The sequence below is a fragment of the Achromobacter sp. Marseille-Q4954 genome (genome assembly GCF_943737025.1).
Taxonomy (GTDB): Bacteria; Pseudomonadota; Gammaproteobacteria; order Burkholderiales; family Burkholderiaceae_B; genus Achromobacter; species Achromobacter bronchisepticus_A.
In genome coordinates this window covers 3,033,560-3,054,567 of sequence record NZ_CALSFQ010000001.1, presented here as the reverse complement: position 1 = coordinate 3,054,567, position 21,008 = coordinate 3,033,560, and the positions used below count along the sequence as shown (strand labels likewise).

18 protein-coding genes are annotated in these 21,008 nt (G+C 68.0%); 12 read left to right on the top strand and 6 right to left on the bottom strand.

All coding sequences use genetic code 11. From position 1 onward, the window contains the following. Positions 1-12 precede the first annotated feature (12 nt). The 12 genes from NGK62_RS14370 to NGK62_RS14315 all read left to right on the top strand — a co-directional run bounded on the left by NGK62_RS14370 (position 13) and on the right by NGK62_RS14315 (position 16,004). Entirely contained in the window at positions 13-1,467 is a 1,455-nt protein-coding gene (locus NGK62_RS14370) for a DHA2 family efflux MFS transporter permease subunit (protein ID WP_118935159.1), read from the top strand. Beyond that, positions 1,454-2,980 carry a glycerol kinase GlpK gene (gene glpK / locus NGK62_RS14365; RefSeq protein ID WP_059374016.1) on the top strand — a complete coding sequence of 509 codons (1,527 nt, stop codon included), beginning with the start codon at positions 1,454-1,456 and terminating at the stop codon, positions 2,978-2,980. The genes NGK62_RS14370 and glpK overlap by 14 nt, the downstream gene beginning before the upstream one ends. Positions 2,981-3,903: 923 nt before the next feature. Then, complete coding sequence (locus tag NGK62_RS14360) at positions 3,904-4,575, top strand: response regulator transcription factor (RefSeq protein ID WP_059374017.1); 672 nt, start codon at positions 3,904-3,906, stop codon at positions 4,573-4,575. Beyond that, complete coding sequence (locus tag NGK62_RS14355; protein ID WP_059374018.1) at positions 4,562-7,048, top strand: sensor histidine kinase; 2,487 nt, start codon at positions 4,562-4,564, stop codon at positions 7,046-7,048. Before NGK62_RS14360 ends, NGK62_RS14355 begins: the two co-directional genes overlap by 14 nt. A 153-nt stretch (positions 7,049-7,201) precedes the next feature. Next, a complete protein-coding gene (locus NGK62_RS14350; protein ID WP_059374019.1) occupies positions 7,202-8,299 on the top strand; it encodes an ABC transporter substrate-binding protein in 1,098 nt (365 codons plus the stop codon). A 144-nt stretch (positions 8,300-8,443) separates the two neighbouring features. After that, positions 8,444-10,216 carry an ABC transporter permease gene (locus tag NGK62_RS14345; RefSeq protein ID WP_118935096.1) on the top strand — a complete coding sequence of 591 codons (1,773 nt, stop codon included), beginning with the start codon at positions 8,444-8,446 and terminating at the stop codon, positions 10,214-10,216. Then, positions 10,209-11,297: an ABC transporter ATP-binding protein gene (locus NGK62_RS14340; RefSeq protein ID WP_118935095.1), complete on the top strand. Its 1,089-nt coding sequence runs from the start codon at positions 10,209-10,211 to the stop codon at positions 11,295-11,297. The genes NGK62_RS14345 and NGK62_RS14340 overlap by 8 nt, the downstream gene beginning before the upstream one ends. A 130-nt stretch (positions 11,298-11,427) precedes the next feature. Then, positions 11,428-12,327 carry a TonB family protein gene (locus NGK62_RS14335; RefSeq protein WP_118935099.1) on the top strand — a complete coding sequence of 300 codons (900 nt, stop codon included), beginning with the start codon at positions 11,428-11,430 and terminating at the stop codon, positions 12,325-12,327. Then, the gene (gene aroE / locus NGK62_RS14330; RefSeq protein WP_251878800.1) at positions 12,324-13,187 is read left to right on the top strand and encodes a shikimate dehydrogenase; all 864 of its coding nucleotides are present in this window, start codon (positions 12,324-12,326) and stop codon (positions 13,185-13,187) included. The genes NGK62_RS14335 and aroE overlap by 4 nt, the downstream gene beginning before the upstream one ends. 5 nt (positions 13,188-13,192) lie before the next feature. Further along, a complete protein-coding gene (gene mtgA / locus NGK62_RS14325) occupies positions 13,193-13,915 on the top strand; it encodes a monofunctional biosynthetic peptidoglycan transglycosylase (protein ID WP_054458994.1) in 723 nt (240 codons plus the stop codon). 80 nt (positions 13,916-13,995) lie between these two features. Beyond that, positions 13,996-15,174, top strand: coding sequence for an LPS export ABC transporter permease LptG (lptG, locus tag NGK62_RS14320; RefSeq protein WP_059374023.1), 1,179 nt, complete (start codon positions 13,996-13,998; stop codon positions 15,172-15,174). After that, complete coding sequence (locus tag NGK62_RS14315) at positions 15,171-16,004, top strand: symmetrical bis(5'-nucleosyl)-tetraphosphatase (protein WP_059374024.1); 834 nt, start codon at positions 15,171-15,173, stop codon at positions 16,002-16,004. Before lptG ends, NGK62_RS14315 begins: the two co-directional genes overlap by 4 nt. A 313-nt stretch (positions 16,005-16,317) precedes the next feature. On the opposite strand, the gene NGK62_RS14310 is transcribed toward NGK62_RS14315, so the two are convergent. The 6 genes from NGK62_RS14310 to NGK62_RS14285 all read right to left on the bottom strand — a co-directional run bounded on the left by NGK62_RS14310 (position 16,318) and on the right by NGK62_RS14285 (position 20,864). Then, positions 16,318-16,476 carry a hypothetical protein gene (locus tag NGK62_RS14310; RefSeq protein WP_251878798.1) on the bottom strand — a complete coding sequence of 53 codons (159 nt, stop codon included), beginning with the start codon at positions 16,474-16,476 and terminating at the stop codon, positions 16,318-16,320. A gap of 429 nt (positions 16,477-16,905) precedes the next feature. Continuing rightward, complete coding sequence (locus NGK62_RS14305) at positions 16,906-17,646, bottom strand: lysophospholipid acyltransferase family protein (RefSeq protein ID WP_059377587.1); 741 nt, start codon at positions 17,644-17,646, stop codon at positions 16,906-16,908. Continuing rightward, positions 17,643-18,932: a dihydroorotase gene (locus NGK62_RS14300; protein WP_251878796.1), complete on the bottom strand. Its 1,290-nt coding sequence runs from the start codon at positions 18,930-18,932 to the stop codon at positions 17,643-17,645. The genes NGK62_RS14305 and NGK62_RS14300 overlap by 4 nt, the downstream gene beginning before the upstream one ends. Next, positions 18,929-19,861 carry an aspartate carbamoyltransferase gene (locus NGK62_RS14295; RefSeq protein ID WP_251878794.1) on the bottom strand — a complete coding sequence of 311 codons (933 nt, stop codon included), beginning with the start codon at positions 19,859-19,861 and terminating at the stop codon, positions 18,929-18,931. The genes NGK62_RS14300 and NGK62_RS14295 overlap by 4 nt, the downstream gene beginning before the upstream one ends. 21 nt (positions 19,862-19,882) lie before the next feature. Next, complete coding sequence (gene ruvX, locus NGK62_RS14290) at positions 19,883-20,284, bottom strand: Holliday junction resolvase RuvX (RefSeq protein WP_059377673.1); 402 nt, start codon at positions 20,282-20,284, stop codon at positions 19,883-19,885. Continuing rightward, entirely contained in the window at positions 20,277-20,864 is a 588-nt protein-coding gene (locus NGK62_RS14285; RefSeq protein ID WP_088138214.1) for a YqgE/AlgH family protein, read from the bottom strand. The genes ruvX and NGK62_RS14285 overlap by 8 nt, the downstream gene beginning before the upstream one ends. Positions 20,865-21,008: the final 144 nt, after the last annotated feature.

The window sequence follows — 21,008 nt, the reverse complement described above, 5'->3', positions numbered from 1 at the left end:
CCCCCGCCCGCCATGTCCGCAGAAACCGCAGCAGCAGCCCGTCCCGCTCCTCTTTCCAATGAGCAAGCCGCGCGCGCGGCGCGCATGATTCCCTTCATCGTAGGCTGTGCGCTGTTCATGCAGATGCTGGACGCCACCGTGGTGGCCACCGCCCTGCCAGCCATGGCCCACGCCCTGGGGTCGACCCCGGTGCGGCTGAACGTGGCCATCACCTCCTACCTGCTGTCGGTGGCGGTATTCGTGCCCGTCAGCGGCTGGGCGGCCGACCGCTACGGCGCGCGGCGGGTGTTCGTGGCGGCGATCGGCCTGTTCACGCTCAGCTCGGTGGCCTGTGCGCTGTCCCAGGATCTGCCGCAACTGGTCCTGGCCCGCATCGTCCAGGGGATGGCGGGCGCAATGATGGTGCCAGTGGGACGCATCATCCTGCTGCGCACCGTGCCCAAGCAGGACTTGCTGAAGGCCATGTCCTTCCTTTCCATTCCGGCCCTGCTGGGCCCCGTGATCGGACCGCCGCTGGGCGGCTTCATGGTCACCTATATGTCCTGGCACTGGATCTTCCTGATCAATATCCCTATCGGCGTCCTGGGAATTTTCCTGGTGCTGCGCTACGTCGCGGAGATCCGCGAGGAAGCCGCCCCGCGCCTGGACTGGCCGGGCTTCCTGCTCAGCTCAATCTGCCTGGCGGCTCTGGTCAGCGGTTTCGAGGCCATCGGCCGCGACGTCATGCCGCTGTCCATGCTGCTGGGGCTGATCGCGGTGGGCACGGTCTGCGGCCTGCTCTACGGCTGGCACGCCAAGCGCACCGAGCACCCCATCATCGACCTCTCGCTGATGCGGATCCCCACCTTCGCCATCTCCACGCTGGGCGGCAATCTGTGCCGCTTCGCCGTGGGCGCCACCCCCTTCCTGCTGGCCATGCTGCTGCAGGTGGGCTTTGGCCTGACGCCGTTCGCGGCCGGCCTGATCACTTTCGCCAGCGCCGCGGGCGCACTGCTGATGAAGTTCGTGGCCACCCCGATCGTGAAGCACTTCGGCTTTCGCCGGGTCCTGACCGTGAACGCCGTGCTGGCGGGTGCGTTCATCGTGGTCTGCGGCGCCTTCACGCCCGCCACGCCGGTGTGGCTGATGATCGCGGTCCTGCTGGTCGGAGGCTTTTTCCGTTCGCTACAGTTCACCGGGGTAAATACGCTAACCTATGCCGACATCCCCCCGTCCAAGATGAGCCGCGCCAGCAGTTTCGCCGCGATGGCGCAGCAACTGGGCATCAGCCTGGGCGTGGGCGTGGCCGCGGTGACGCTGAACATCAGCATGTCCTTGCGCGGCGCGGAAACGCTGGCGATCCGCGATGTCGTCGCGGGCTTCATCGTCGTCGGCTTGCTGTGCATGGCTTCGACCTTCTCCTTTAGACGCCTCGACCCTCTGGCCGGGGCACACCTGAACGGCGCTAAACAAAGTGACGACGAATGAATTTGTCCTAGCCCTGGACCAGGGCACGACCAGCTCCCGCGCAATCGTGTTCGACCGTGAGGGCGTGGTGCGCGGCGTCGGCCAGCGCGAATTCCGCCAGCACTACCCGCGGCCGGGCTGGGTCGAGCACGACGCCAGCGAGATCTGGCACAGCCAGCTGGACGTGGCGCGCGAAGCCCTGCGCAATGCCGCCGCGACCGCCGCCGACATCGCCGCCATCGGCATCACCAATCAGCGCGAAACCACCCTGATCTGGGAACGCGCCACCGGCCGCCCGCTGGCGCGCGCCATCGTCTGGCAGGACCGCCGCACGGCGCCGCTATGCGACCAGCTGCGCCAGGACGGCCACGCCGCTTTCCTGCAATCGCGCACCGGCCTGGTGCTGGACGCCTATTTCTCCGGCACCAAGCTCGCCTGGCTGCTGGACCACGTGCCGGGCGCGCGCCAGATGGCCGACCGCGGCGAACTGGCCTTCGGCACGGTGGACACCTGGCTGATCTGGCAACTGACCGGCGGCGCGGTGCACAGCACCGACCCGAGCAACGCCTCGCGCACCATGCTGTTCGACCTGCACACGCAGGACTGGAACGACGAGATCCTGGCGCTGCTGAAGATCCCGCGCAGCGTGCTGCCCAACATTGCGCCCAGCAGCGCGGTGGTGGGAGACGCCCTGCCAGAGTGGCTGGGCGGCTCCATCCCGATCGCCGGCAACGCCGGCGACCAGCAGGCGGCCACCTTCGGCCAGGCCTGCTTTACACCTGGCATGGCCAAGAACACCTACGGCACCGGCTGCTTCATGCTGATGAACGTAGGCGAAAAACCGGTGCAATCCCACAACAATCTGCTGTCCACGGTAGGCTGGGGCCTGCCGCAAGCCGGCAACAGCGGCTGGCGTCCGACCTACATGCTGGAAGGCGGCGTGTTCGTGGCCGGCGCCGCGGTGCAATGGCTGCGCGATGGCCTGGGCATCATCCAGCGTTCGGAAGAAATCGAATCCCTGGCCGCCAGCGTGGCCGACACCGACGACGTCTTCATGGTCCCGGCCTTCGCCGGCCTGGGCGCGCCGCACTGGGATCCCTATGCGCGCGGCACGCTGGTGGGCCTGACCCGCGGCACCACCCGCGCCCACATCGCCCGCGCCACGCTGGAATCCATCGCGCTGCAAAGCGCCGAACTGCTGACCTGCATGAACGGCGACAGCGGCATCGCGCTGACCGAGCTGCGCGTGGACGGCGGCGCCGCCCGCAACGACCTGCTGATGCAGATGCAGGCAGATTTGCTGGGCGTCCCGGTGGTCCGTCCGCGCGTGTCGGAATCGACGGCGCTGGGGGCTGCGGGGTTGGCAGGGCTGGCGGTCGGGTTCTGGTCGGGGCTGGATGAATTCGCGTCGAAGTGGCAGGCGGAGCGGACGTTCGAACCGACCTGGCCGGAGTCTGTACGGGCGGCGCGGATGAAGCGGTGGCGGCAGGCGGTGGAGTTGTCGAAGGGGTGGGCGGATAGCGCTGGGAAGTAGGCGGGCTTTGTAGCTTTCTGGTTTTGAGTGCGCCCGAGGTTTCTCGTTGGCAGGGTTTCGGGGTGCCGGTCCTGTGCTTCGTGGGCCGCTCTGCTTCGTAGGCCGCCCGTCGGCGCGGACGCCTGAGTGGCGGGCGCCCACGATTGCGGTCCGGAGCCTTCGCTCCGGACTTCCCCTTCGTCATCTTCGTCCAGGCCTGCGGCCTTCCCTTCAGATTCCCTCGGGCGCATCGAGGTTGCCCGCCACTCAGGCGCCCGCACCGACGGGCTACTTGAATCTTGGTTTGGTGCGCTGCTAGAGCCGTGGTCTGGGACGACTCTTGTATTGCCCGCCATTCTCGGCCGCGCGGGCGGCCGAGAATGGCATACGTGATTCCTTGAATTTCAATTGTGTTCGCTTGCGCGAATGCGGTGAGCCGTTGACTAATGGTCGCCAGCTCATGGGGGATGGGCGGTGATGGGTGGCGCGCGGTGACGAACTGCTTGCGCATGCTGACCGTCACGCGCGCCACCCATCCGGCACTGGGGTTGAAATGACGATTGTTGGCCTACCGACCTGCTTCGGCGCCCTACGTACCAAAATTCACCAACCACCAGTTGCACTCCCCAACAGCGCGCAGCGTCATCACGCCACGCAAGACACCGCGTAAGCCCCAAAAGGCCGCCCGCGCGGCCGGCCTGGGGCGGGCCCCGCAAGACACGCCAACTTCCCACCGCCCGTGGCCAGAACGCCAAGCACGCCGGCCGTCCCAGCGCCCGTGAAGATTCATCCGGCAGAGCCTGTCGCGTCGGCGGCCTGCGGGGCGCAGGCCGCCGACGCGACAGGCGTCTTAAGAACCAAGCCCGCGCCCGCATCAAGACCCACAGAACCTCCACAGCCCTATAAACTCCCCCCGAAAGCAACAAAAGACACGGAGGCAACACATGCGCATTTTGCTGGTCGAGGACAATCTCGATCTCGGCGATGCCGTGGAAAGCAAGCTGCGTTTTGCCGGCCATAGCGTGCAATGGGTGCGCGACGGCGTGGCGGCGCTGCGTTGGGGCCTGGACGAGACCTGGGATGCCCTGGTGCTGGACATCAATCTGCCCGGCAAAGATGGTTTCACCGTCATCCGCGAACTGCGCGCCGCCGGGCTGGAAGCCCCCGTGCTGGTCATGACCGCGCGCGCCGAAATCGAAGACAAGATCGACATGCTGGACCTGGGCGCCGACGACTATCTGGTCAAGCCCTTCGATCTGCGCGAACTCGAAGCCCGGCTGCGCGCACTGATGCGCCGTCCCGCTGGCCAGACCAGCAGCGTCACCGTCTACGGCAATCTCAGCCTGGACCTTGCCAACCGCAATGTCAGCGTGGCCGGCGCGCCGCTGGAGCTGGGGCGGCGTGAATTCCGGCTGCTGGAGATCCTGCTAGGCAAGCTGGGCCAGACCGTCGCCAAGGAACGCCTGATGAACCAGCTCTTCGACCTGGACGACGGCACCCTCAATGCGCTGGAGCTGCTGATATCGCGGCTGCGCAAGAAGCTGACGGGCGCCTCGATCGATATCGTCACCGTGCGCGGCGTCGGCTATCAGGCCCGCAGCCATGAAGAACCCTGAGAACTTTTCCATCCGCCGCCGCGTCTTGGCGCTGGGGGTGCTGCTGCTGGCCTGCGCGCTGATCGGGCTGGTGTTCTTCCTGCGCGGCTACGCGCAGCGCGCGGCGGAACAGGCTTTCGACCGGCTGCTGGCGGCCTCGGCGCTGACCATTGCCGGCTCGGTGCAGATCGAAGACAACAACGTCACCGTCGAACCGCCGGTGTCCTCGCTGGCCATGCTGTCCGGCGGCGAGCGGGTGTTCTACGAAGCCCGCACCTCGAACGGCCGCCTGATCACCGGCTACGACGACCTGGCGCCCGGCATGCCGCTGGCGCAGTCGGCCACGCCGGTGTTCGCCTATCTGCGCTATCACGACGAACCTGTCCGCGTCGCCACCGTGGGCCGGCTGGTGTCCGCCAGCCAACATGCCGGCTGGGTCACGGTGCGCGTGGCCGAGACGCTGGGGTCGCGCGAAGCGCTGGCCGACGAGATCCTGGGACGTACCGCGCTGCCGCTGGTGGTGGTGTCCCTGGTGGCGCTGGGCCTGCTGTGGTTCGGCGTGCAGCGGGCCTTCGCGCCGCTGGCGGTGGTGGAGCGCGAGTTGCGCAGCCGCGCGCCCGACGACCTGGCGCCGCTGGTGACGCCCGTGCCGCGCGAAGTGCGGCGGCTGGTCGAAGCGCTGAACGCCTTCATGCAGCGCCTGTCCGGCGTCATGGGTACGCTCAACACCCTGGTGGCGGACGCTGCCCACCAGGTCCGTACGCCGCTGGCCTCGCTGCGCGCTCAAGCCGAAGTCGCCCTGGAGGAAACCGATCAGCAAAGGCTGCACGCGCGCCTCGAACGCATCCATCTGAACGCCACCCATGCCAGCCAGTTGATCAACCAGCTGCTGATGGACGCCACCATCACGCACCGCCTGGGCAAGGGATCGCGCACGCTGGTGGGCGTGGCCGAGACCGTCAACGAAACGCGCCGCCGCATCGGTCCGCTGGAAACGCAACGACTGCGCATCGAGATCGCGCCCGAGGTCCGCCGCGCCCGCATCGCCGGCGACCGCGTCGCCTTGCGCGAGATGCTGCGCAACCTGGTGGACAACGCCCTGCGCTATGCGCCCGACGGCCCCGTGGACATCCAGGCCACGCCCGTGGCGGGCTTTCGCGTTGCGCTCACCGTGTCGGACCGCGGGCCGGGCGTGGCCGACGACGAAAAAGACGCCGTGCAGCAGCGTTTCACCCGCGGCCGCGCCGGCGAAACACAGCCTGGGTCGGGGCTGGGGCTGTCCATCGTGCGCTCGGTGGCTGCCGCCCACGGCGGTTCGCTCTGGCTGCAAGACCGTCCGGGCGGCGGCCTGACGGCGCGCGTGATCCTGCCGCTGGCGCGTTCCGCGCCGGGACGCGCGGCAGCCGCCTGCCTGGGCGCGTTGTGCATGGCGGGCCTGCTGCTGGCCTCGGCCCCCGCCGAGGTACGCGCCGCCGACATCGCGGCAATCGTCACCCGCTACCCCGCGCCGCAGCCCACGTCCCGCGTCCTGACCATCGCCGGCCCCACGGATACGCCGGTGGTCGCGCCGCTGATCCAGGGCTTCCAGTCGCAACGGCCGGACGTCACCGTGGTGTACCGCGAGATGGGCAGCCGCGAACTCTACGAAGCCGCCATCGCCGGGCAGTTGAAGGATGTGGACGTGCTGATGAGTTCGGCCTCGGACCTGCAGATCCGGCTGGCCAACGACGGCTATGCGATGAGCTATTCCTCGCCCTATGCCGCCAAGCTGCCCTCCTGGGCCATCTGGCGCCACGAGGTCTACGGTTTCACCTTCGAGCCGGCCGTCATCGTCTACAACCCCAAGCGCTATACCGAAGCCACCGTGCCGCGCTCGCGCCAGGACCTGCTGCGCCTGCTGGAACGCGACGCCGCGAAGCTGCGCGGCCGCATCGGCACCTATGACATCGCGACCAGCAGCGTGGGCTATCTGCTGGCCGAACAGGACGAGCTGGTGTCGTCGAACTTCTGGGGGCTGGCCAACGCCATGGGCCAGGCTGGCGTGCGCCTGTCGGCCACCAGCGCCGAGATCCTGGACGCCATCGAGAGCGACCAGATCGACATCGGCTACAACATCCTCGGCTCCTACGCGCTGTCGCGACAGGCGGCGGGCGCGCCCATCGGCGTGGTCTTTCCGCAGGACTACGTGCTGGTGCTGGCGCGCTCGGTGCTGATCGCGCGCACCGCGCCCAGCCCGGAACTGGGTCGCGCGCTGGTGGACTGGCTGCTGTCTCCGGCCGGCCAGCAGGTGGCGTCCAGCCATGCCGCGCTGGGTTCCATCATGGAGGACACCCCCGGGCGCTGGACCTCCGAAGCGGTGCTGGCGCGCTCCCAGGGCATCGTGCAGCCAGTGGTGCTGAGCCCGGCCCTGCTGGTCGGCCTGGACCAGCGCCGCCATTCGCGCTTCGTGCAGAACTGGATCCGGCTGGTGACGGACACGCCCGCGCGGCCGTAACGTTTTTGGGCGCGCCGCGCCCACCCCGCCCAGGGATTTCCCCTAGTCGCGTCCCGCCGCCATGACAGGACGACGACAGACGCCGGCTCCTAAGATGCCCGCAAGCTGGACACGGATCCCGCTCCAACCACAAGACTCATCGGAGACACACCCATGCTTGCCAAGTCCCAACTGGCGGCCGCCTGCGCCGCTGCATTCGCCCTTGCCGCCGGCAGCGCCTTTGCGCAGCAAGTGCCGGCCGGCTATCCGGCCGACTACCAGAAGATCCTGGACGGCGCCAAGAAGGAAGGCAAGGTCGTCATCTATTCGACCACCGACACCAAGGCCGCCGGCCCCGTCATCAAGGGCTTCGAAGCGCTGTACCCGGGCATCAAGGTCGAATACAACGACATGAACAGCACCGAGCTCTACAACCGCTACATCAGCGAGCAGGCGGCTGGCGGCACCAGCGGCGACGTCGTCTGGAGCTCGTCGATGGACTCGGCCCTGAAGCTGGCCAGCGACTACGCCCTGCAATACAAGTCGCCGGAAGTCGGCAAGCTGCCGGCCTGGGCGGTGTGGAAGGATTCGGCATACGGCACCACCTATGAACCGGCCGTGTTCATCTACAACAAGCGCCTGATCCCCGCCGCCGAGGTGCCCACCACGCACGGCGCCCTGGCCAAGCTGATCGCCAGCCAGCCGGACAAGTTCAAGAACAAGGTCACCACCTACGACATCGAGAAGTCGGCCGTGGGCTTCATGCTGGCGGTGCAGGACAAGGTCAACGACCCCAAGTACTTCGAGACGCTCAAGGGCATCGCCGCAGGCGGCCTGATCGTGCAATCGTCCACCGGCACCATGATGGAACGCGTGTCCTCCGGCGAAAACCTGATCGGCTACAACATCCTGGGTTCCTACGCCGAAACGCGCGCCAAGAGCGACCCGTCGCTGGGCGTGGCCTACCCGACCGACTACGCGCTGGTTCTGTCGCGCGTGGCCTTCATCAGCAAGAAGGCCAAGAACCGCAATGCCGCCAAGCTGTGGATGGACTACCTGCTGTCGCAGAAGGGCCAGACCATCCTGGCGAACCAGGCCGACCTGGCCTCCGTGCGCGACGACATCGAAGGCGACAACGACGTCGACGGCATGACCAAGAAGCTGGGCGCCTCGCTCAAGCCGATCCCGGTCAACGAAACGCTGCTGGACTACCTGGAGCAGAACAAGCGCCTGCAGTTCATCAAGGACTGGCGCGCCGCGGCAGGCAAGTAATGCCGCGCAGCCCGGAGCCACGGTTCCGGGCCGCCTCGCGCGCAGAGGACGGCGGCGCGCCGCCGTCCTCCTGACCGCCGCCGGGGCGGTCGCCCCCGACCCGGCCGCGCGACCTCCGCGCCATTCAAGAACACAGGATTCCCCATGCAGTCATTGCGCTCGAAATGGCAGTCCCTGCCCCGCGGCGTGGTGGTGCTGATCACGGCTTTGGCCATTTATGTGCCGCTGTCGTTCATCATCATCCAGAGCTTTCTGTCCGCGCCCTTTTTCTCGCCGTCCAAGGTCTTCAGCCTGGACGCGTTCCGCTTCATCTTTGCGGATCCCGATTTCTACAAGGCCCTGAAAAGCGGCTTCATCCTGGCCTTCGGCCTGGCCGTCATCGCCATCCCGCTGGGCGGCATGCTGGCCTTCCTGATGATACGCACGGACCTGCCCGGCCGCCGCTGGATCGAGCCGCTGATCCTGGTGCCGGTGTTCGTGTCGCCCATGGTGCTGGGCTTCGGCTACGTGGTGGCGGCGGGTCCGGTGGGCTTTTTCTCGACCTGGGCGCAAAACATCCTGGGCTTCGTGCCCTGGAACGTCTATTCGCTGACCAGCATCGTCATCATCGCCGGCCTGACCCACGTGCCGCACGCCTACCTGTACATCTCGTCGGCGCTGCGCAGCATGGGTTCCGACGTCGAGGAAGCCGCGCGCGTGTCCGGCGCCTCGCCGCTGCGCGTGATGGTGTCGGTCAGCCTGCCCATGGTGCGCCCGGCCATGCTGTACGCCACCGTGCTGCTGTTCTTCCTGGGCCTGGAAGTATTCGGCCTGGTGCTGGTGCTGGGCGATCCGGAAGGCAACCTGGTGCTGGCGACGTATCTGTACAAGCTCACCAACAAGCTGGGCATCCCGTCCTATCACCTGATGGCCGCCGTGGCGGTGGTGCTGATCTGCATGACGATTCCGCTGGTGATGCTGCAGCGCCGCCTGATGCGCACCGCCAACCGCTTCGTCACGGTCAAGGGCAAGGCCTCGCGCGCCCGCGCCCTGCCGCTGGGCAAGTGGCGCTGGGTGGCCGGCGCAGTGGTGGCGTTCTGGCTGCTGGTGACCATCGTGGTGCCGCTGTTGGGCGTGCTGCTGCGTGCGTTCGTGTCCAACTGGGGCATGGGCGTGTCGCTGCTGGACGTGCTGTCGCTGGACGCGTTCCGCACCGTGTTCTCGCAGCCCAACCTGATGCGCGCCATCGTCAACTCGGTGGCCATCGGCGTGTTCGGCGGCGCGCTGGCCGTGTTCTGCTACATGTTCGTGGGCCTGGCCATGCACCGCAAGCCGGACAACGTCACCCGCTTCATGGACTACAGCGTGCTGGTGCCGCGCGCGGTGCCGGGCCTCCTGGCCGGCCTGGCGTTCCTGTGGGTGTTCCTGTTCGTGCCGATGTGGCTGGACAACGCCCTGGACGAAGGCGGCTGGCTGTCGGCCCTACCCTTCGCGGAATGGCTGCGCGAGAACTTCATCGAATGGCTGCGCGCCATGCGCAGCACCATCTTCAGCGTGTGGCTGGCCTACACGGTGGTGTGGATGGCCTATGGCCTGCGGCTGATTTCCTCGACCTTGCTGCAAGTGGGACCGGAACTGGAAGAAGCCGCCCGCAGCGCCGGCGCGCGCCGCGGCCAGGTCACCCGCCACGTCACGGTGCCGCTGGCCAAGTACGGCCTGATCGGTTCCTGGCTGCTGATGTTCCTGATCTTCGAGCGCGAGTACTCCACCGGCGTCTATCTGCTGTCGCCCGGCACCGAAACCATCGGCTCCATGCTGGTGTCGCTGTGGGCCTCGGGCGCCATCGACATCGTGGCCGCGCTTTCCTTCATCAATATCGTTCTGGTCGTGATCGGCCTGGGCGTCGCCCTGCGATTCGGAGTCAAACTTCATGATTGAGCTTTCTGTAGAAGACCTGCACCTGGATTACGGCGACAACCCGGTGCTCAAGGGCGTGTCGATGCAGCTGCGCCAAGGCGAAGTGGTGTCGCTGCTGGGTCCCTCGGGCAGCGGCAAGACCACGCTGCTGCGCGCCGTGGCCGGCCTGGAAGGTCCCAAGCGCGGCCGCATCACCATCGGCGAACGCGTCGTCTACGACGGCGCGGCGAAGAAGGAGATCCCGGCCGAGGAGCGCAACCTGGGCCTGGTGTTCCAGTCCTACGCGCTGTGGCCGCACAAGACCGTGTTCGAGAACGTGGCCTACCCGCTCAAGCTGCGCAAGGTGCCCGGCGCCGAGGTGCGCGAACGCGTGCAGGCCGTGCTGGACCAGCTGGGCCTGGGCAAGCTGGGCCAGCGCCATCCGCACGCCCTGTCCGGCGGCCAGCAGCAGCGCGTGGCCATCGGCCGGGCGCTGGTGTACAGCCCGCCGGTCATCCTGCTGGACGAACCGCTGTCCAACCTGGACGCCAAGCTGCGCGAGGAGGCCCGCGCCTTCCTGCGCGAGCTGATCATCCGGCTGGGCCTGTCGGCCTTGATGGTGACGCATGACCAGAGCGAAGCCATGGCGATTTCGGACCGCATCCTGCTGCTGAACAACGGCAAGATCGAACAACAGGGCACGCCGCAGGAGATGTACGGCTCCCCGTCCACCCTGTTCACCGCCGAATTCATGGGCAGCAACAACCGGCTGGACGGCAAGGTCACCGAGGTTCGCGACGGCCAGGCCCGCATCGAAGGGCGCGGCTGGTCGCTGTGGGGCAAGGCCAGCCCTGGGGTGGCCCAGGGCCAGGACGGCACCGCCGTCATCCGGGTGGAGCAAGTGCGGCTGGCGGACGACCCCGACGGCAACCACGTGGACATGCCGCTGCTGACCAGCATGTATCTGGGCGACCGCTGGGAGTACCTGTTCCGCACCCCCGACGCCGACCCGGCCCATACCCTGGCCCTGCGCGCCTATGGCCCCGAAGGCCGCGAGCCCGGCCCTTGCCGGCTGTCGCTGCCGGCCAGCAAGGTCTGGGTCTTTCCCCGCACGGCCGCCTGAAGCGCCGTCCGGATTCCGCCCCGGGGGCTATTGCAGACCCGGGGCCAGGGCTTACGCACGTCAGGCCTAGGCTTTCCGTGTGAACCGCCACGGGCGCCCGGCGGACCTGGACTCGCTCTACAATGCGCAGGTGCAACGCCTCGCTGATTCCTCCTCCTCGCTGAGCCGTTACCTGCGGTGGCTGGGCGCACCCGCCCAGCATTACCTGCGCATCGGCATCGCGATATCGCTGTTGGTGCACGCCGGCGCCCTGGCGTGGCGCTTCGGCGCGCCCGCGCTCTCGCGCCCGCCAGTCACCAGCCTGGAAGTCGTGCTGCTCAATGCCCGCAGCGAAACGCCACCGGAAACGCCGCGCGCGCAGGCCCAGAACCAGATGACTGGCGGCGGCAACGCCGAGCGCGGCATGTCCACCACCCCGCTGCCCCGCACCGGCGAATCGGCCGAAACCATCGTGCTGGAGGCCATGCGGCGCCGCCAGGTGCAATTGGAAGCCGAACAGACCCGCCTGATGACCCAGCTGCGCGCCGCCGACAAGGCAGGCGCCGAGCGCCAGGCCGTCAACCCCTGGCCCGACGGCGCCGACCTCGGCCGCGACGCCGAGGACCAGGCCAGTGTCATCCAGAGCGCCCAGGTGGCCGCGCTGGCGGCGCGGGTCCAGCAATACAGCGCCGAACCGCGCAAGCAATTCGTGGCGCCGTCCGCCGAGGCCTCGCGCTACGCCGCCTACCTGGACGCCTGGCGCACCCGCATCGAAACGGTCGGCACCCAGCATTACCCGGACGAGGCCCGCGGCCGCATCTACGGATCCCTGCGCATCACGGTGTCGGTGCGCGCCGACGGCAGCATCGCCAATGTCGAGATCGACCAGCCCTCGCCGCATGCCGTGCTGAACCAGGCGGCCCGCCGCATCGTCCAGCTGGCCGCTCCCTTCCCGCCGTTCCCGCCCGATATCGCGCGCGACACGGACGTGCTGGTCATCACCCGCACCTGGCATTTCGTCAACGACACCCTGGAAACACAAGCCCCATGACCGAGGCGCCCCCTCTCGCCAGATACGCCGTCATCGGCAACCCCATCGCGCACAGCCGCTCCCCCCAGATCCACGCCATGTTTGCCGAGCAGACCGGCAAGCCGCTACGCTACGAGCGACTGCTGGCCCCGGTGGACGGCTTTGCCGAGGCGGTCGCCGCCTTCATCGCCGAGGGCGGGCTGGGCCTGAACGTAACGGTGCCCTTCAAGCTGGACGCCTACACCCTGGCCGCCGGCCGCCTGTCCAGCCGCGCCCGCCTGGCCGGCGCGGTCAACACCCTGTCCTGGCGCGACGGCGCCTGGCATGGCTGCAATACCGACGGCGTGGGCCTGGTGTCGGACCTGCTGCGCCTGGGCGTGCGCCTCACCGGGGCGTCCGTGCTGCTGGTCGGCGCGGGCGGCGCAGCGCGCGGCGTGCTGCAGCCGCTGGCCGAGGCCGGCTGCGCCCGCATCCACATCGTCAACCGCACCGCATCCAAGGCGGAAGAACTGGCTGCCTCCTGGCACGAGAGCGGCGTGTCGCCGCAGACGGCTGTCACGGGCGGCAGCCTGGCGGACGCCGCCCTGGCCGGCGGCTGGAACCTGGTCATCAACGCCACCGCCAGCGGCCTGCAGAACGCCGCCCCGGACCTGCCCCCGGGCCTCTACGCGCCCGGCGCCGCCGCCTACGACATGATGTACGGCGCCCAGCCCACCGCCTTCATGCAGCAGGCCCAAGCCGACGGCGCCGCCCTCACGGCCGACGGCCTGGGCATGCTGGTGGGCCAGGCGGCCGAAAGCTTCTACATCTGGCATGGCGTGCGTCCCGACCCCGCCCCGGTGCTGGCCGCGCTGCGCGAGGCCCTCAAGGCCGGGCAATAGACCGCATGGCGACGCGCAAGGGCCGCTCCTGGTTCCGGATCATCAGTGGCGCGCTGATGGCGCTGGTGTGCCTGGTGCTGCTCTACCAGTTCTGGCTGTTCGCCCAGGTGGTTTGGTACAACTATCGCCCCCCGGGCAGCAGCGCGATCATGCGCGAGGAACGCTCCCGCCTGAGCGACGGCAACCCCGATTTCGAGCTGAAGTACGAATGGGTGCCCTACGACAAGATCAACCGCAACCTCAAGCGCGCGGTGGTGGCGTCCGAGGACTCCAACTTCACCGAGCACGACGGCGTAGAGTGGGACGCCATCCGCAAGGCCTGGGAATACAACCAGAAGCAGCAGGAAGCCGGCCGCAGCAAGATGCGCGGCGGCTCCACCATCACCCAGCAGCTGGCCAAGAACCTGTTTCTGTCCAGTTCCCGCAGCTATATCCGCAAGGGCCAGGAACTCGTCCTGACCTACATGATCGAACACGTCATGAGCAAGGAGCGGATCCTGGAGCTGTATCTGAACGTGGCCGAATGGGGCGAAGGCGTATTCGGCGCCCAGGCTGCCGCCAAGCACTATTTCAATACTTCCGCCGCCAACCTCGGGGCCAGCCAGTCGGCCCGGCTGGCGGCCATGCTGCCCAACCCGCGCTTCTATGACGCCCACCGCAATACCCGGTACCTGAACTCCCGGGTCGGCGTCCTGACGCGGCGAATGCAGATGGTCGACATTCCCTGACACGGATCCGGCGCTCCGGCCCCCACCCTCGGCGGCGGGATTTGTTAAGCTTTCGGGTTTAGGCGTTCCTCCATTTCTTCATGCGTACCGCACGTCGCTACCTGGCCCGCGAGATCTATCGCTCTTGCGCAGTGGTCCTCATGGCCCTGCTGGGCCTTTTCACGTTCTTCGCGCTGGTGGACGATCTGGACAACGTCGGCGACAAGTTCTCCATGATGGCCCTGCTGTACATGCAGGCGCTGGCGATCCCGACCCGTCTCTACGACCTGCTTCCCATCGGCCTGCTGATCGGCGCCATTCTGGCGCTGGCGGGCCTGGCCCAGCGCAACGAGCTGGTCATCCTGCGGGTGTCCGGCGTCAGCGGCATGAAGCTGCTGCGCATGCTCTGGATCGTCACGATTCCGCTGATGATAGGCGCGGCCCTGCTGTCCGAGTACGTCACGCCCTGGGCCGAAATCAAATCCGGCGAGGCCAACCTGCTGTTCCGCGGCAAGGCCGGCGGCGACCGCCTCAAGAGCGGCTACTGGTTCAAGGAACCCACCGCCGACGGCGGCACCCGCATCATCAACATCGGCGAACTCAAGGGCGACGGCCAGGTCAGCTCCGTCACCCTCTACGAGTTCAAGAAAGACCTGACGCTGTCCGCCCTGTCCACCGCGCCGACCGGCCTGTTCACCCGCGGCGATCTGCTGCTCAAGGACGTCACCGAAACCCGGCTGGACGACGAAGCCGCAGACGCGCTGGCCAACGCGCGTCCGCCCAAGCACCCGCCCGCCACCGTGGTCAAGGTCCCCGAGCGCAATATCGACACCACCCTCAGCGCCGAACGCCTGCTGGCCCGCGTGCTGACACCTGAACGCATGTCCATCGCCACGCTGCTGGACTATGTGGATTATTTGCGCAACAACCAGCTGCAATATGGTCGACAGGTCGTCGCCTTGTGGCGCAAACTGGCGTATCCGTTCACCCTGCTGGTCATGATCACCATTGCCGCTCCGATCGGCCTGATGCAAACGCGCCGCGGCGGCGTAGGCGCCAAGGTCTTCATCGGCATCCTGCTCGGCGTGGGCTTCTTCATGCTGAACCAGCTGGCCCTGAACGTGGGCATGCTGGGCAAATGGCCAGCCTGGCTGACCGCCCTGGGTCCGAACATCGGCGCCATGATCGTGGCGTTGGGCGCCATGAGCTACATGGAGTACCGCCACACCATCACGCGGATCGTGCAACAACGTTGGCCTTGGAGCAAAAGTCCCGCATGAACGGCAGTATCTGGATGATCGGCGACGTGCAGGGCTGCTGCTCGCCGCTGGATCGCTTGCTGTCCCATCCCGAACTGGTCGGCGACCCCCAGTCGCGCTTCTGGTTCGCCGGAGATCTGGTCAACCGCGGCCCCGAGTCGCTGGAAACCCTGCGCCGCATCATCGACCTGGGCGACCGCGCGACCTCGGTGCTGGGCAACCATGACCTGCACCTGCTGGCCACGGCCGCGGGAGTGCGCAAGCCGTCCAAATCGGACACGCTCGAGGGCATCCTGCGCGCGCCGGACGCGGCCGACCTGATCAATTGGCTGCGCTTTCGCCCGCTGGCCCACTTCGAACAGAACCACCTGCTGGTCCACGCCGGCACGCTGGCCAAATGGGACGTGGCCAAGACGCTGGCGCTGGCTGGCGAAGTCCAGGACGCCCTGCGCGGACCGAACTGGCAGAAGGCGCTGCAAAAGATGTATGGCAACGAGCCTGCCACGTGGAAAGAAGACCACAAGGGCGGCAAGCGCATGCGGGTCATCATCAACGCGCTGACGCGCATCCGCCTGTGCACGCCCAACGGTCACATGGAATTCGCCACCAAGGTGACGCCGGGCGCCTGGCCTACCGGCCTGGTGCCCTGGTTCGACGTGCCCAACCGCGCCACGCGGAATGTCACGACGGTGTTCGGCCATTGGTCGACGCTGGGGCTATTGCAACGGCCGGATGTGATCTGCCTGGATACGGGGTGCGTTTGGGGCGGGTCGCTGACGGCTTTGCGGTTGCAGGATCGGAGGCTGGTGCAGGTCAAGTGTTCGCAGTTTCAGGATCCGTTGTCTGAATGAGAACGCGGTCGTGGTGCTTGGACCCGCAGGCACAGATCTTCTCTGTTGCGCGGGTTTTTTGATCTTGCCGTAGTGCTTCGTAGGTCGCCCGTCGGCGGGGACGCCTGAGTGGCGAGCGCCCACGATCGCGGTCCGGAGCCTTCGCTCCGGACTACCCCATCCTCATCCTCGTCCTCGCCTTCGGCGACTCCTTCGGATTCCGTCGGGCGCATCGAGGTTGCTCGCCACTCAGGCGTCCCCGCCGACGTGCTACGAACGTCTTGGCCTGGTCCGCTGCTGGAGCCGTGGTCAGGGGAGAGTTTTTGCTTGCCCGTCATTCTCGGCCGCGCGGGCGGCCGAGAATGACATACGTGATTCCTTGAATTTCAATTGTGTTCGCTTGCGCGAATGCGGTGAGCCGTTGACTAATGGTCGCCAGCTCATGGGGGATGGGCGGTGATGGGTGGCGCGCGATGGCGAACTGCTTGCGCATGCTGACCGTCACGCGCGCCACCCATCCGGCACTGGGGTTGAAATGACGATTGTTGGCCTACCGACCTGCTTCGGCGCCCTACGTACCAAAATTCACCAACCACCAGCGCGCAGCGTCATCACCAGACGCAAGACACCGCGTAAGCCCCAAAAGGCCGCCCGCGCGGCCGGCCTGGGGCGGGCCCCGCAAGACACGCCCCCAACCACTGCTCTAGCGGCGCAACAAGCCAAGACGCACGTAGTCCGTCGGCGCGGGCGGCGTGGCGGCTCGCAACCTCGATGCGCCCGAGGGAATCTGAAGGGAAGGCCGAAGGCCTGGACGAAGATGACGACGGGGCAGTCCGGAGCGAACGCTCCGGACCGCAATCGTGGGCGCGAGCCGCCACGCCGCCCGCGACGACGGACGACCTACGAAGCGCTCTAGCCTTAGCTACAGCACACTCAAAATCGCATCCCGGGCCTGATGCGAAAGCTCCAGCCGCGTAGGCAGGCTCCCGTCCGGGTGCCGCGCCGCCAACGGCGGCAGGAACACCACTTCGACGGCCAAGCCCGTCACGCCCAGCACCCGCCAGAGATTCGCGACCAAGGACTCCTCTCCCACGAACGCCGCATAGCCGCTGCGCTTGCCGTGCTGCAGGAAGCGCAAGGCCACCGGTTGGATCTCGACGGCGGCCGAACGTGCCGGTTCGAACAGGCTGGCGTGGAAGGGCAATAGCTCGAAGCCCTCGCTGGTCGTGCCTTCGGGAAACAATCCCACCGCATCGCCCTGCTTGAAGCGGGCATGCATGGATTCACCCATGGCGTGCACCGCATGCCGCTGGCCGCGTTCGATGAAGAGCGTGCCGGCGCCGGCCACCAGCCAACCGATGATCGGCCAGCTGCGGATTTCGCTCTTGGCGACGAAGGAGGTGGCGCGCGCCGAATTCAACACGAAGATGTCGATCCAGGACACGTGATTGGCCACCAGCAGCACCGGACCGGTCAGGCGCGGCTCGCCCTTGAGGACGACCCGCAGGCCACAGAAGGCCATCAGGCAGCGCGACCAGCGGCGATTCAGCCAGGCCCGTGCTTTGGGGCCGATCAGGGGATACACCAGGCCCACGCACAAGAGGCCGAAGAGAATCCAGGGCACCACGAGGAACAGCCTAAGAACAAAGCGCAGCAGCTTCAAACCGGAGTCTCCCAGGCCAGGCTGCCACCTACCACGGTGGCGCGGACGCGGCCGGGCAGCATCATACCCGCGAACGGGGTATGGCCGCTGCGGCTTTGCAGCGCGCCGGGCATCACCAGCCATTCGGCTTCCAGGTCGGCCAGGCACAGGTCTGCTGGCGCTCCCACGCCCAGATGGCCCGCGGCTGCGGCCAGTGGCGCAACGCTGGCCAGCACCGCGGCGGGGCCGCAAGTGACGCGCGCCAGCGCTTCGGCCAGGGGCCGGCGGTGATCGCGCGCCCACTTCAGGGCCAGGGACAGCAGCAGCTCCAGCCCGGTAGCGCCGGGCTCGGCCAAGGGGAACGGCACGGCTTTGGCGGCGTCGTCGATCGGATTGTGATCGGAGCACAGCGCATCGACCGTGCCGTCGGCCAATGCGGCCAGGATCGCGTCGCGGTCGCGCTGGCCGCGCAGCGGCGGGTTCAGGCGGAAGTCCGTGTTGAAGAAGCCGATGTCGACGTCGGTCAGGTGCAGGTTGTGGACGGACACATCGGCCGTGACCGGCAAGCCCTCGCGCCGGGCGGCGCGCAGAAGTTCCAGTCCGGCGGCCGAGGACAGCCGCGTCAGGTGCACGCGCGCGCCGGTGACGCGCTGCAATTCGAAAATGGTGTGCAGCGCCACGGTTTCCGCCTGCGGCGGCAGCCCTTCGAGGCCCAGGCGCTCGGCGTAGGCGCCGCTTGCAGCCACGGCGCCGCGCGCGAGCCACGGATCCTGCGGACGCAGCCACAGCGCCAGGCCCATGCCGCCGGCATAGCGCATCGCGCCCCACAGCACGCGCGTATCGGCGATGCCCTGCTCGCCCTGCGTATAGGCCAGGCAGCCGGCCTGCGCCAGCAGGCCCATCTCGGCCAGCGTTTCGCCGGCCAGCCCCACCGTCATCGCGCCCAACGGATGGACCCGGCATTGCCCGGCCTCGGCGTGGCGCATCAGGGCCTCGGCCTTGCCGGGCTCGTCCAGCGGCGCGCCGGGATCCGGCGGCAACACCAGCCGGGTGACGCCGCCGGCAAGCGCCGCGCGCAGTTCGGCGGCGGCGAAGGCCGCCGCGCCCGGTTGCGTGACGCGCGCGGACAGATCGATCAGGCCCGGCAGCACCGCCAGCCCGCTTGCGTCCAGGGAGCGATCCGCTTGAAAACCGTCGGGCGCGCGGCCTACGGCGACGACGCGGCCGTCGGCGATGTAGAGGTCGTGCCGTCCGTCCATCGCATTGGCGGGATCGATCAGCCGGCCATTGGCGATATGCAGCCTCACGATGCGTCTCCGGTCAGCAATTCCATGGCGGCCAGGCGCAAATGCTGTTCGATATCCGCCAACCGCGCCTCGATGGGCGCCAGGCTGGCCGACACATCGCCGTCGACCTCGATGCCGGGCGTCAGCGCGCCCGCCGGCAGCAACAGGGCATCGGCGCGGGCCGCGGCCAGGGCCTCCGGCGTCAGGCCGTAGGCCTGCGCGTATTCGCGGGCGGAAGGCAGTTGCGCGCCGCTGATCCCTTCCACATGCAAGGGCAGCGCGATGACCACGTCCGCATCCTGCAAGCCTTCGCGCAGCGTGGCGCAGGCGCGCACGCCGAGCTGCGGCAGTCCGTCAGGCAAAAGGGTGCGCGGCGCGGCGGCGCGGACTTCGGGCACGCCCAGCGTGGTCATGGCATGGATGACGGAACGCGCCACGCGCGAGTGGCGGATGTCGCCCACCAGCGTCACGGCCAGATTGGTGAGGTCCTGCCGCGCGTCGAGCATGGCTTGCACCAGCGCCAGCGCGGGCAAGGGATCGGCGTGGCTGCCGTCGCCCGCGTTAAGGATGCGCAGGCCTGGCGCCGCATGCGCGGCCGCGCAATGCGCCGCGCCGCTGGCGCCATGGCGCAGCACCAGCAGGCCCGGGGCCAAGCGCGCGACGGTTGCAGCCAGCGCGGCGCCGGCCTGCGGATCCAGGGCCACCGCAGACAGCGACAAGCGCTGCGCAGCGGCGGTGTAGGCGTCGCGGTCCTGCGCGGACTCGTCGGGCAGGCACAGGAATACCGGCATCGCGGGCGATGGGCAGGCCGGCGCCGCCCCCGCGGCATCGCCGCGCGCCGCCCAGGCGCGCGCCGCGTCCAGCAGCCGTTCGACGTGCCGGCGGGGCAGCCCTTCGGTGGTCAACAGGTGTATCAGTTCGCCGCGGCGATCGAGTTGCGGATTGAGCATAGGCAGTCCGGACCGCGCGCCTCAGGACGCAGGCAGGGTGTCCAGGTATCGTTGCAGGATAACGGCAGCCGCCATCGCGTCATCGGCGGCATGGGTGCCGAGCAGGCGCTGCGCCTCCATGCTGGAGCCGCGTTCGTCGACCAGTTCGACGGCCAGGCCGAAGCGGCCGTGCAGTTGGTTGGCGAAGCGGCGGCAGCGCGCGGTGGCGGGCTGTTCGCCGCCGTCGGCGTCCAGCGCCAGCCCCACCACGACGCGGTGGGGCTGCCACTCCTGCAGCAGCGCCGCGATGCGGCCGAAGCGCGCCTCGCGGACTTCGCTGAAGATGATTTCCAGCGGACGCGCCTGGCGCGTCAGCGTATTGCCAATGGCGATGCCGATCTTCTTCTCGCCAAAATCGAAGGCAAGCAGGGTCTCTTCAGGCATGTCCGGCATCGCCCGCCAGCATCACCGGATCGATGCCCAGCAGCTTCAGCGCGGCCGGATAGCGTTCCTCGGGGGGCACGTCGAAAATGATGCTGTCGTCGGCGCCCACGCTGAGCCAGGCGTTCTGCGCCATCTCGCTTTCGAGTTGGCCCGCGCCCCAGCCGGCGTAGCCCAGCGTGACCAGCATGCGGGCCGGCCCCTTGCCGTCGGCCACGGCCTGCAGCACGTCGCGCGAGGTGGTCAGCGCCATGTCGCCCAGCTTGATGCTGGAGCTGTAGTCGCCGGCCGGCGCATGCAGCACGAAACCGCGGTCGGTCTGCACCGGACCGCCAAAGAAGACCAGGGTGTCCTTCACGGGACCGATTTCGAGCGTCAGGTCGATGCGCTCGAACAGGGTGCCCAGCGTCAGGTCGGTGGGCCGGTTGATGACCAGGCCCAGCGCGCCACGTTCAGTATGTTCGCAGACATAGATGACCGAACCCGCCAGGCTGCCTTCAACCATGCCGGGCATGGCGATCAGGAATTGGTTGGCGAAATTGGCTGCCTGCGTCGCGGCGTCTTCGTGATGTTTTTCCGTCATGGCAACCCCTACATGGGTAATCTGAAAGAACCGTGGGGAGGCCGCGCGTACCCAGCAATCATCATGCCTGGCGGCAGGTCCGGCCCACGGTTGCGAAGGATGGGGCGTAGCCCCATCTTACGAGCCTTGGCGGAATATGTCGGC